This window comes from Methylobacterium sp. J-026, assembly GCF_022829585.1.
Taxonomy (GTDB): Bacteria; Pseudomonadota; Alphaproteobacteria; order Rhizobiales; family Beijerinckiaceae; genus Methylobacterium.
The window spans coordinates 13,241-25,123 of the sequence record NZ_JAKSYC010000033.1 but is presented as its reverse complement, the minus strand read 5'-3'; the positions used below and the strand labels follow the sequence as shown (position 1 = coordinate 25,123).

General features: G+C 66.6%; 10 protein-coding genes. 8 read left to right on the top strand and 2 right to left on the bottom strand.

Annotation, left to right across the window (positions count from 1 at the left end; all coding sequences use genetic code 11):
* The first annotated feature begins 179 nt into the window (after window positions 1-179).
* On the top strand, window positions 180-476 hold the full coding sequence (locus MKK69_RS01420) for a hypothetical protein (protein WP_313900812.1): 297 nt from the start codon (window positions 180-182) through the stop codon (window positions 474-476).
* Between the two features lie 472 nt (window positions 477-948).
* On the opposite strand, the gene MKK69_RS01415 is transcribed toward MKK69_RS01420, so the two are convergent.
* On the bottom strand, window positions 949-1,593 hold the full coding sequence (locus MKK69_RS01415; RefSeq protein WP_243964888.1) for a response regulator transcription factor: 645 nt from the start codon (window positions 1,591-1,593) through the stop codon (window positions 949-951).
* Window position 1,594: 1 nt separating this feature from the next.
* Window positions 1,595-4,330, bottom strand: coding sequence for a PAS domain S-box protein (locus tag MKK69_RS01410; protein ID WP_243964887.1), 2,736 nt, complete (start codon window positions 4,328-4,330; stop codon window positions 1,595-1,597).
* Window positions 4,331-4,571: 241 nt separating this feature from the next.
* Here MKK69_RS01410 and poxB point away from each other — a divergent pair, with 241 nt between their 5' ends.
* From poxB to MKK69_RS01375, 7 genes are all read left to right on the top strand, one after another.
* Window positions 4,572-6,308: a ubiquinone-dependent pyruvate dehydrogenase gene (gene poxB, locus MKK69_RS01405; protein ID WP_243964886.1), complete on the top strand. Its 1,737-nt coding sequence runs from the start codon at window positions 4,572-4,574 to the stop codon at window positions 6,306-6,308.
* Between the two features lie 81 nt (window positions 6,309-6,389).
* The gene (locus MKK69_RS01400; protein ID WP_243964885.1) at window positions 6,390-7,802 is read left to right on the top strand and encodes a cytochrome ubiquinol oxidase subunit I; all 1,413 of its coding nucleotides are present in this window, start codon (window positions 6,390-6,392) and stop codon (window positions 7,800-7,802) included.
* Window positions 7,799-8,791 (top strand): cytochrome d ubiquinol oxidase subunit II, encoded by a 993-nt coding sequence (cydB, locus tag MKK69_RS01395; RefSeq protein ID WP_243964884.1) that lies wholly within the window; start codon window positions 7,799-7,801, stop codon window positions 8,789-8,791. The genes MKK69_RS01400 and cydB overlap by 4 nt, the downstream gene beginning before the upstream one ends.
* Before the next feature lie 7 nt (window positions 8,792-8,798).
* Window positions 8,799-9,851: an FUSC family protein gene (locus MKK69_RS01390; RefSeq protein ID WP_243964883.1), complete on the top strand. Its 1,053-nt coding sequence runs from the start codon at window positions 8,799-8,801 to the stop codon at window positions 9,849-9,851.
* On the top strand, window positions 9,848-10,060 hold the full coding sequence (locus tag MKK69_RS01385) for a hypothetical protein (protein ID WP_243964882.1): 213 nt from the start codon (window positions 9,848-9,850) through the stop codon (window positions 10,058-10,060). The genes MKK69_RS01390 and MKK69_RS01385 overlap by 4 nt, the downstream gene beginning before the upstream one ends.
* The gene (locus MKK69_RS01380) at window positions 10,060-11,067 is read left to right on the top strand and encodes an HlyD family secretion protein (RefSeq protein ID WP_243964880.1); all 1,008 of its coding nucleotides are present in this window, start codon (window positions 10,060-10,062) and stop codon (window positions 11,065-11,067) included. Before MKK69_RS01385 ends, MKK69_RS01380 begins: the two co-directional genes overlap by 1 nt.
* Before the next feature lie 4 nt (window positions 11,068-11,071).
* Window positions 11,072-11,872, top strand: a complete 801-nt coding sequence (locus MKK69_RS01375) for an acetoacetate decarboxylase family protein (protein WP_243964878.1) — start codon at window positions 11,072-11,074, stop codon at window positions 11,870-11,872.
* Window positions 11,873-11,883: the final 11 nt, after the last annotated feature.

The following is an 11,883-nucleotide window of genomic DNA, read 5'->3' as shown; positions in this document are numbered from 1 at the left end:
TCCGAAGCAAGTAAGTCTGGATGGGGCAGAATCCTCGGCCCTGCGCAGAAGAGATGATGGTGTGGAATGTCGGGCTCACCGTTGCTGCGGAGCCGTTGGCGTGGATGGGCCTCGTCCAGGCCCAGGCCCAGGCCCAGGGCCTGGAACATGGGGCTCAAGAGTGTGCTATCCGGGGTTAGATGATCGCCGGTCCCCTCGGGGCCGTCGTTGGCGATGCGGTCGGTGCGATGGTCAGCATGGCCAACGGCAGCCTCAGCGTCGACCGGCGTGCGCGTTTCCTGATCTATGCGCTGGGCGAGCGGCGGCCGTCCTTCGCCTACGTCGGTCCCCTGCGGGTCGGTACCATTCTGCCTGAGGACGGTGTTGTCTACTACGAAGTGCCCACCGAGTTCGCCCTGCCGAACTACAGCTGCACCGTCGTCAACGACCACCCGTGCTCGTTGACCCGCGCAGGCGCCGTGTCGTCGAGATCATAGAGTAGAAATGGGTCGATAGCAGGCTGTCCGCTTTTCCGATGGGCCTACTCTCAAGCGGCCGTTCCGCTGTCGGCCAGACTACGTCACGCCGGATTGCCGATCAGCGCGAAAGCGGCCGTTCAGCTTTGCGCCCATCTCAGCCATTCATTTGAAAACGGGACGGTTCCGGAAGCAGACACCTGTCAGGCAGGCCTCGCTCCGCCGCACACGATTTGCCGCCGGATAGAGCGGGCGAAATGCGCATCGCGTCCGTCAGACCGGTCCGCCTGTTATCGTTCGGGAGTCCCGCCGGAGTGGGAGGGGGAGGTCGGTGCCAGACACTGTTCCGGGGAGGTCCGGCCCAGACATCTTAACGTCAGGCCCAAGCACATCTCATCGGGTCTGGCCGCTTCGCAATCGCCGAACCACGCTGCACCTCCATTATCCGGCGGCGGGACTGGAAGCCTTGCTCGCGGCGGTGGGACGCGGCTTCTCACGGCAACGCCCCACCGCCGGCATCCCGCAACATGTCCGCCAACCGGACAAGCTGCGCCACGGATTCCGCCCCCATCTTGCGCATGACTTGCCCGCGATGCAGCTTCACCGTCGCCTCCGTCAGTTCGACGTCGGCGGCAATCTGCTTGTTGAGCTTACCGGCAGCGACGAGGGCCATGACCTGCTTCTCGCGCTCCGAGAGCGTGGCATAACGCGACAGCAGGGACTGCCGCGCACGCCGCTCGCTGCGATGCCGCTGATCATTCGCGATCGCCCGATTGACAGCCTCCAGCAGGTCCTGCTCGCGCACCGGCTTGGTCAAAACGTCGACGGCACCGGCTTTCATTGCCCGCACCGCCATCTGCACGTCCACATGCCCACTGATGAGCACGATCGGACGTGCGTCGCTCTGCTTCGCCAACATCTCTTGGAACTCCAGCCCGCTCTGTCCCGGCAGCCGGATGTCGAGGACGATGCAGCACGGCCGATTGGATGGCGCGGAGGCCAGGAAGTCCTGCACGGACGCGTAGGTTTCGGTGAGCAGCCTCACCGACTCAAACAGGCCGCGCAAGGCCTCGCGGACACTGGCGTCATCGTCGATGACGTAGACGGTAGGGAGTTCCTTGTCGGCCGATGCACTCATGTCAGGGCCGCCCGTCCATCGGCACCGTGAAGCTGAAGGCGCTTCCCCGCGCGTGGCGCGACGCGGAAACTTCGATCGTGCCCCCATGCGCCTCAATGATCGACCGGCAGATCGACAGGCCCATGCCCATCCCGGCTGGCTTCGTGCTGTAGAAAGCCTCGAAGATGCGATCCGCTTGCTCCGGTTCGAGGCCGGACCCCGTATCCTCGACGCAGACATGCGCGTATCCATTGCCCTGCGCGCTGCTGCGCACGGTTAGGCGCTTTGGCACAGGCCCGTTCTCGCTCATCGCCTCGACGCCGTTCATGATCAGGTTCAGGAGAACCTGCTGAAGCTGGGTGCGGTCGCCCAGGATGATCAGCGGCTCGCGCTGATCCCCGTCGACCCGTGCGTCCACCGCGCGCCGCCGCAATTCACCGTTGAGCACCAGCAACACGTCCCGGATCGCGCTGCGCACATCCATGGGCTCCGCGCGGGTGGGCGCCTTGCAGGCCAGCGCCCGTATGCTCGCGATGATGTCGCCCGCACGGTGACCGTCACGGATGACTCGTTCCGCTGCCTGGCGTGCCTGGGCGAGATCGAACTGCGCCTCATCGAGCCAGCGCAGGCAGGTCCCCGCATTGGTGACGATCGCCATCAGCGGCTGGTTCACCTCGTGTGCGATGGAGACCGCGAGCTCGCCGAGTGTCGTCACACGTGCGACGCGGGCGAGTTCGCTCTGACTTTGCCGAAGTTCCTCTTCCGTGCGCTTGCGATCCTCGATCTCGATCAGCGCACCGTACCATTTCACCACCTCCCCATGAGCGTCCAAGAGGGGGTTCTGGCGGAGATTGAACCAGCGATACTGGCCATCGGCCCGCAGGATGCGTCCGTCGATCTCCTCGCCTCTCCGCGTGATACGGACACGCTCCCAGGACTCGCGCATCAATTCCAGGTCGTCAGGATGGAAGATGCGGTAGAAACCTTCGCCGGCGATGTCGTCGAACGAGAGCCCGCAGTAATCGAGCAGGTTCCTGTTCCAGAAATCGACCTCACCGTCAGGCGTCGCGGACCATGCCATCGCGGGGATCGTATCGATGATCAGCTTGAGCCGCTGCTCGCTGGCTCTGAGCGCATCTTCGGCGCGCTGGAGATCCTCGATGTCCACGTTGGCGCCCACCCATCGCACTTTGCCATGAGCGTCGGTGATTTTCTGGCATGAGAAGAAGAACCAGCGGTACTGCCCGTCATATCGTCGGATCCGTCCCTTCAGGCTGGCCCTGTCTCGAGAACGGGTCGCCTCTCCCCATACTCGCTGCATGCGCTCGACGTCATCGGGATGGTAGAAATTGAAGTCGCCCCAGTTGAGCAGGGCCTCGGCTTCGACGCCCGCGTATTCGGCCCAGCGCTGATTGACGAACTCCGCGCTTCCGTCCTCCCGCGACACCCAGGCCAGCACCGGCAGGGAATCGACGATGAGGCGGAGGTTCTGCTCGCCGGCAAGAAGCGCCGCTCGCGCCGCCTTGAGAGCATCCTCGGCGCTCTTCCGATCTTCGATATCCAAAACGACGCCGTACCACTTCAAGACGTTGCCCTCCGGATCCAGCAGAGGGTTTTGCCGCAAGGTGAACCAGCGATACGTCCCGGACGCGCTCCTGATTCGGCCCTCGACTTCGCGAGGGCGCTTGGAGCCCATGATGTCCTGCCATTCGGACAGGAGGTGCTCCGTGTCATCCGGATGGAAGATCCGGTGGAAACCCAGCCCCATCAACTCCTGCGCGGAGAGGCCGACGAAGTCGAGAAAGTGCTGATTGCAGAAATCCAGGATGCCATCCGCTGTGGCCGACCACGCCATCGCGGGGATCGTGTTGATGATGAGATTGAGATTCCACTCGCTCTTGGCGAGTGCCTGGCCGACCGGCTTCTCGATGCGCATATCGGCAGGCGGGCGGCGGTTGCTGATCTCGCGCACCTCGCGCATGGCCAGACTCGCCTGGGCGGCTGCAGTGCGGAGTTTCAGCAGCTCCGCGGCCTCTGGAAATGTCGGGCGTCCCGAGATGGCGATGAGAAGGCCCAAGCTCGCCAGACCGCCGAGCGGGAGAGCCATTGCTGCGAACGGCACGCCAGCGACCACGAGCCGGGTTGGCTGCGGGTGTTCTGACTGAAGCCAGGGATCGATGCTGGCTAGGACGGTCTGCAGCGCGTCCGCAGGCGCGAGAGCGCTCCCGACACGGCGGAAAACGTGCGGGGTATCGTTGAAGCGGATTCCGACGAAGTCCAGATCCAGCATCTCAACGAGGATTTCGAGGAATGCCTCCGCGATGTATGTCGGATCTCTTGCGTCCCGACCGATACAGACCGAGGTGAGACGCTCGACATCCTCGACGCAGCGACGAAGCTGGTCGACGTCTTCCGCCACGATCGGCCCCTCTCCGCTCACGGGCGCTCTCACCTGCCTCGGCCGCTGCCCGCCGCCGATGGCCGTGGCCTGCTTTCGATTAATACAGACCGGTTGAGGCATCCACTCGACCTCAGTCGAGTCAATTACGACCTTGATCAAGCTTTCTCGTCGCGGCGTACGGCCGGCATGCGTGGTCTGTGGGCTGTCGCGTCCCGGCCGGCAAATCCTGACGCTGTCTGGTCCCGTTTCGACGTGCGCCATCGATAAGCGGAGCCGTGCGGGGTCCTCCGAATCGCCCAACAAGATGCCGGATGAAGTCTGCGCCGCAATTCCGGCCGCGATCGTCGGCTTCTGCATCGCGGCATCCCTGGCCAGGCGGGCGCACGTGCGAGCGATTCCGCGGCTGAAGCGATCCCCACTGGACCATGGTCGAACGCTTCCTTACTTCAAGCTACAAGTATTGTATTTCAAGAACACTCGCTCTAGCGGATATTGATTGGTACCGTATTCCAGCGCTCATCGATCCTGATTGCGGGCCACATTCGAGTGCAAAACTCGACGTTCTGGCCCTGGCAGCGCATTCGCGAGGACGATCTCGATGTCGAAGCACAACGTCGCCGACCTGATGATCGATATACTTGAAGAGGCCGGCGTCGAGCGCGTCTACGGGGTGGTCGGCGATAGCCTCAACGGCTTGACGGACTCCATCCGTCGGCGCGACACCATCGACTGGGTGCACGTCCGTAACGAAGAGGTCGGGGCCTTCGCCGCCGCTGGCGAGTCCCAGGTCACCGGACGTCTGGCGGCCTGCGCCGGCTCATGTGGTCCGGGCAACCTTCATCTCATCAACGGCCTGTACGACGCCCAGCGTACGCGCACACCGGTCCTCGCGATCGCCGCCCACATCCCGACCTCGGAGATCGGCAGCAGCTACTTCCAGGAAACGCATCCGCAAATGCTGTTCAAGGAATGCAGCGTCTACTGCGAACTCGTGTCCGATCCCGCGCAACTGCCCTACGTCATGGAGAGCGCGATCCGTGCCGCGATCGGCGAGCGCGGCGTCGCCGTCATCGTGATCCCGGGCAACATCGCGCTGGAGCCCGCGCCGGCCCGTGGCGCCTCACCGAAAGCCGGCCTCCTGCCGCCGACGCCCGTAGTGGTCCCCCAGGATCAGGACCTGGCGGCTCTGGCGGATCTGCTGAACGATGTCGAGCGGGTCACGCTCTTCTGCGGCCGCGGCTGCGCCGGAGCGCATGGCCCGCTCATGCAGCTTGCCGAGATGCTGAAGAGCCCCATCGTCCACGCCTACGGGGGGAAGGAGTTCGTCGAGTACGACAATCCCTACGATGTCGGCATGACAGGCTTCATCGGCTTCGCGTCCGGCTACGAGGCCATGCACACCTGCGACGTCCTGCTGATGCTCGGGACGGACTTCCCCTACAAGCCGTTCCTGCCAACCCATTGCCGGATCGCCCAGGTGGATCTTCGCCCCGAGCATGTCGGGCGTCGGGTCAAGTTGGATCTCGGCCTCGTCGGCGACGTCGGCGCCACGATCACGGCGCTCCTCCCGAAGCTCCAGACCAAGACCGACCAGGTGCATCTCGACGACGCGCTCGTCCGCTATCGCAAGGCCCGTCAGGGCCTCGACGACTTGGCCAAGGGCACACCCGGACGCAAGCCGATCCATCCGCAATACCTCACCCGAGTCCTGAGTGAGGCTGCCAGCGACGATGCGGTCTTCACCTTCGACGTCGGTACGCCGACCATCTGGGCGGCTCGCTACATCACGGTGAACGGCCGACGCCGGCTCGTGGGGTCGCTCAATCACGGCTCGATGGCCAACGCCATGCCGCACGCCATCGGCGTCCAGGCCGCCTACCCGGACCGGCAGGTCATCTCGCTCTCGGGCGACGGCGGTTTCACGATGCTGATGGGCGACCTCGTTACGCTGACACAGCAGAAGCTGCCGGTGAAGATCGTCGTCTACAACAACGGCTCGCTCGGCTTCGTCGTGCTCGAGATGAAGGCGCAGGGCTTCCTCGAAACTGGGACCGACCTGGTGAACCCGGATTTCGCCGCCATGGCACGGGCGATGGGGATCCACGGCATCCGGGTGGAGGATCCGGGCGACCTGCCGGGCGCGGTGGAGGAGATGCTCGCCCATGACGGCCCGGTCGTCCTCGACGTCGTGACCGCCAAGCACGAGCTGTCGATGCCGCCGACCATCGACCTGAAGGAGGTCAAGGGGTTCAGCCTCTGGGTCCTGCGCGCGGTGCTCAACGGTCGCGGCGACGAGGTCATCGACCTGGCGCGGACGAACCTCTTGCCCCGCTGACCGCGCACCTTCGACGAGCCTCCTGCCGCCCCTTCGGGCGGCAGGATCCCCGCTCTGTGCCTCGATGCTCCGGATCCCGCCATGGATATGACGCCTCTAAACCTGTCGCGGATCCAGTTCGCCTTCACGATTACCTTCCATATCATCTTCCCGGCCTTTACGATCGGGCTGGCGGCATGGCTGTGCTTTCTCGAAGGCTGTTCCCTGGTCACGGGGCGCTCGATCTACCGGCGCCTGTCGGATTTCTGGCTGAAGATCTTCGCCGTCGCCTTCGGGCTCGGGGTCGTGTCGGGGATCGTGATGGCCTTCCAGTTCGGCACGAACTGGAGCGAGCTGTCCCGCCGGACCGGCCCCATCCAGGGTCCGCTCCTGGGCTACGAAAGCTTCACGGCCTTCGCCCTCGAGGCGGCGTTCTTCGGCGTCCTGATGTTCGGCCGTAACCGGGTGCCGCCGGTCGTCTACTTCCTAGCCTGCCTGATGGTGGCGGTCGGGACCTGCCTGTCGGCCTTCTGGATTATGGTCAACAACAGCTGGATGCAGGTTCCGACCGGCTTCGCGCAGACGCCGGACGGAATCATCGTCCCGACCGACTGGTCGGCCATCACCCTCAGCCGGGTCGTGCTGGTCCGCTTTCCCCACATGGTGCTGGCGGCCTTCGTGACCTCAGCCTTCTGCATCGCGGCGACCGGCGCCTGGTACATGCTGCGCGGCCACGCCGTCCAGGAAGGCCGGGCCATGCTCACCATGGCCCTCCGGCTCGCTGCGATCCTCGTGCCGATCCAGATCGGCTTCGGCCATCTGGTCGGCGACTACGTGCACGACCTCCAGCCGGCGAAGTTCGCCGCGATCGAGGGGCGCTGGGAGGATGAGCAGCCCGCCTCCGAGGTGCTGATCGCGTGGCCCGACGAGGCGGCCCAGGCGAACCGCTTCGCCGTGGCGATCCCCTATCTCGGCAGCGTGATCGGCTCGATGAGCCTCACTGCCAAGGAGGTCGGCCTCAAGAGCTTTCCGCCGAACGACCGGCCGCCCGTGCTGATCCCGTTTCTCGCCTTCCGGGTAATGGTCGGGTGCGGGCTCGTGATGCTCGGCCTTGCCTGGGTGGGCTCCTGGCTCAGCCTGAGCGAGCGCCTCTACGGCGCGCGGCTTTTCCTGTGGTCGACCTTCCTGTCGTTCCCCCTCGGGTTCGTGGCGACGATCACCGGCTGGTTCGCCGCCGAGGTCGGCCGGCAGCCCTGGACGGTCTACGGGCAGATCCGGACCGCCGACGCCGTGACGCCGTTCCTCACCACCCCGCAGGTGGCGACGAGCCTCGCGATCTTCGCGAGCGTCTACGCGCTGATCTTCTCCTTCGGCGTCCTCTACATCTACCGCATGCTCCGGGCCGGACCGATCCCGGCGCGCGACCACGGCCGGCAGACCACCAATCCGAAACGTCCCCTCTCGGTGCCGGGCGGCAGCCCCGGCGTGGACGCCGCGGCGGAGTTCGGCCGATGACCCTCGTGAATCTCTGGGCCGGTGCCCTCGCGCTCGCCCTCCTCCTCTACGTCCTGCTCGACGGGTTCGATCTGGGCGTCGGTATCCTGTTCCCGTTCGCGCCAGGCGAGCGCGCGCGGCGGCACATGCTCAGCGCCATCTCGCCCGTCTGGGACGGCAACGAGACCTGGCTGGTGGTCGCCGGCGCGACGCTCTTCGGCGCCTTCCCGCTCGTCTACGCGACGCTCCTGTCGGCGCTGTACCTGCCGGTCATCGTCCTCCTCGCCGGATTGATCCTGCGCGGGGTGGCCTTCGAGTTCCGCTACAAGACCGTTCAATTCCGCTGGCTATGGGACGGCGGCTTCGTGGTGGGTTCCTACGCCGCCACCCTCGTGCAGGGCGCGGCCGTCGGCGCGCTCGTGCAGGGCTTGGCGGTCGAGAACGGACGCTATGTCGGCGGGGCGTTCGCGTGGCTCAGCCCGTTCGCGCTGCTCTGCGGTGCCGGGCTCTGCATCGGCTACGCGCTGATCGGGGCCTGCTGGCTGATCGGCAAGACCGACAATGACGCGCGGGCGTTCGGGTACGGAGTCCTGCCCGGCCTGCTCGGCGCGCTGCTCATCTTCCTGCTCGCCGCCTTCGTGTACGCGGCGGCGATCGACCTGCCGCTGCTCGGGCGATGGATCGAGCGGCCCTACCTCCTCGTCTTCCCGCTGCTCGGGATCATCGCCGTCGGCGGTCTGATCCTGGGCCTCCGCACCCGGAACGACCGCCTGTCGTTCCCGATGGCCGCGCTCATCTTCCTGGCGGCCTACGGGACGCTCGCGGCCTCCTTCCTGCCCTACATGGTGCCGTTCTCGATCACGATCGACGAGGCGGCGGCCCCGGAGAGTTCGCTGCGCTTCCTGTTCTGGGGCGCCGGGCTGTTCGTTTTCCCGCTCACGCTCGCCTACACCGCCGCGGTCTATTTCATCTTCCGCGGCAAGGTCGTTGGCGAAGCGGACTACCACTGAGCGGCCGATGTCCACCTTCATCCGCACTCGGCCAGAACGCCTCGTGCCTGATCTGACGGCGCTGCAGCCCCTCGGTTTTGGGCTGCGGACAGCGGTGGCCGCGCTCGCCGCCCTGTGGCTCGCGATGTGGCTCCAGCTCGACAATCCCCGCTGGGCGGCTTGGACCGTCATGGCGATCGCCCTGCCGACGCGGGGCGCGGTGAAGCGGAAGGGCGCTTGGCGCCTCGCCGGCACGCTGCTGGGCTTGGTCGCCGGCCTCGCCGGCATGGCCTGGTTCTCCCAGAGCTCCCTCGGCGCCGCCTTGTTCCTCGCAGGATGGACGGCCCTCGCCGCCACCGTCGGCGGCTTCGTCCCGGGGCTCGGGGCCTACGGGACGGCGCTCGCGGGCCTGACGGCGAGCCTCATCATGCTGGAATCGGTCTCAGACCCGCTTTCGACCTTCGATCTCGCTCTCGACCGGGGCTCCAACATCGTGCTCGGGATCGTCTGCGGCTATGGAGTCAGCACCGCGGCCGCCCTCGTGCAGGATCCGTCGCCGGACCCGTCCCCGCCGCCGCCCGCGCCGCCCGCCGCTATGATCGCCGCCAACGCGCTGCGCCTCGTGGCGCTCGTCGGGGCCGCCTGGGTCGTCTGGTTCCTCACCGCCTGGCCGTCCGGCCCGATCTTCATCATCCTGGCGGCGGCCCTCGGGCTCAACTTCACGACGCTGCCGAACGTCGACCGGGGTGCCTGGGCCTGTCTTTGGGGCGTCGGGCTCGGTCAGGCGGCTGGGCTCGCCCTCAAATTCGGTCCGCTCACGAGCACGCCGTCTTTCGGGCTGCTCGCGGCGACGCTGTTCCCGTTCCTGTTCCTCGGTGCCATCGGCGCGAGCGACCGGCGCTCCGCCGTGCCGGCGCTCGGATTCAACGTCTCGTTCCTCCTCGCCGCGGCACCCCAGAATCCCATGCAATACGACTTCGGGGCGTCGCTCAACGAGGCGCTGGCTGTCGTGGCCGGCGTGGCGCTGGTGATCGCCTCCTATCGCTATCTCTGGCCGGACCGTCTGTGGAGGCGCCCATGATCCTGCCGCTTCGCGAGCTCGACGTGATGGGCGTGCTGATCGCGCCGTTCGCGCTCTGCCTACTCCTCGCAGCCGCCACGATGGTCGTCCTGCTCGCGGCGCTCCGGCGGGGAGCGCGAGGCGCGGCCTGGGCGCGCTCTCCGGCCCTGGAACTGGCGCTCGCCGTCGGCGTCCTGTCGGCCTTCGTGCTCAGCCTGGGACGGATCTGATGGCGCCTGCAACCCAACGCAGTCTGGCCGAGCCCGGCCCGGCACCCACGAGCCCGCCACCCCCGTCGGTCACCGCCACGCCAGCATCACCCCCCGCCTTCGTCCTGTTCGCGACACTCGCAACAGCCGCAGCGGCGATGCTCCTCGCGTGGCTCGCCTGGGGCTACTACGTCCACACGCCCTGGACCCGTGACGGGACGGTTCGAGCCTATACCGCGCAGGTGGCGCCCGAGGTCTCGGGCCGCGTGACGGCGGTGCCGGTGGCCGACAACCAGGTGGTCCGGAAGGGCGACCTTCTGTTCCGGATCGACGACCAGGACTACACGATCGCCGTACAGCAGGCCGAGGCCGCGCTGGCACGCGCGACGGCACAGCTGCGCAACAGCGCGGCCGAAGCTTCACGACGCAACAGGCTGGACGATCTGGCGGTCTCCAACGAGGAGCGCGAGACCTACCAGAGCAACGCCGACGTCGCCCAGGCCGCATACCAGGGTGCGGAAGCCGATCTCGCCAAGGCGCGGCTGAACCTCGCCCGCACGGAGGTGCGCTCGCCGGTCAACGGCTACGTCACCAACCTGCTTCTCCAGGGCGGCACCTACGCGACCGCCGGCCAAGCCGCGATGACGCTGGTTGATGCCGACAGCTTCTGGGTGACTGCCTACTTCGAGGAGACGCAACTCCGGCGCATCCGCCTCGGCGATCCCGCTGCGCTCACCCTGCTCGGCTATTCCGACACGACGATATCGGGGCGCGTCGAGAGCCTGGGGCGCGGCATCACCGACTCGAACGCGGCGTCGGGCGTCGCCGGGCTGCCATCGGTCAATCCGGTCTTCACCTGGGTTCGCCTCGCCCAGCGCATCCCGGTCCGGATCCAAGTCGACCGCTGGCCCGAGGGCGTCGCGGTCGCCGCCGGCATGACCGCGACGGTGCACGTTCGGCCGGATCCGACCGCACCGGGCGTCGAGGGCCCCGTCGGCGAACAACGTCGTCAATCCAGCAGAGGATAAGACAATGCTCAAAGGTTTCTCGGTTCCGCTTACGCCGCAAGGCGAGTCGTCCTCCGCCAAGCTTCCACCGTGGCACTATTCCAGCGACTGCATGGCGGTCGAGTACTGGACGGATCCGGACGCCATCGCGGCCTTGCTGCCGCCGAGCCTCGCCGTCGATACCACGTCCGAGGGGCGGGCCTTCTTCTGGTTTCTTGATTGGCAGTTCACCGGATCGAACGACGAGCTGACCGATCCTGCTCGGTACCAGTACCGCGAGGCGTTCGTCCTGGTGGAAGCCGAGTTCGAGGGGCAGCCGGTCAATTACTGCCCGTATATCTTCGTCGACAACGACGCGGCGCTGGCACGGGGGTGGGCCCAGGGCTATCCCAAGAAGCTCGGCAGCGTCTTCCAGACACGCACCTTCGCGGCACCGAGCGCAGCCGCGGCACCCCTCGCCGCCGGAAGCCGTTTCGGTGCGAGCCTTTCGGCCCATGGCGAACGCCTCGCCACGGCGCGCATCCAGCTTGCGGGACAGGTCGACGATCCGCGCACCGTGTTCAACCGGCCGACTACGATGCGCCGCTACTTCCCGACCCTCGTCGCCGGCCGGCAGGATCGGCCGGCCGTGGACGAGCTGACGCTGTCGTTGACGGACGATCTGACCGTGGTCGACGTCTGGCACGGGTCGGCGGAGCTCAGCCTCCCCGAGGTTCAGGGCGAGGACATGCACCGGCTGGCGCCACGCCGGATCGGACGCGGCTATCGCTTCGGGATGGCGTATTCTGTCACCGACCTCAAGATCCTCAAGAACAATCTGGCATGATCCGATACACT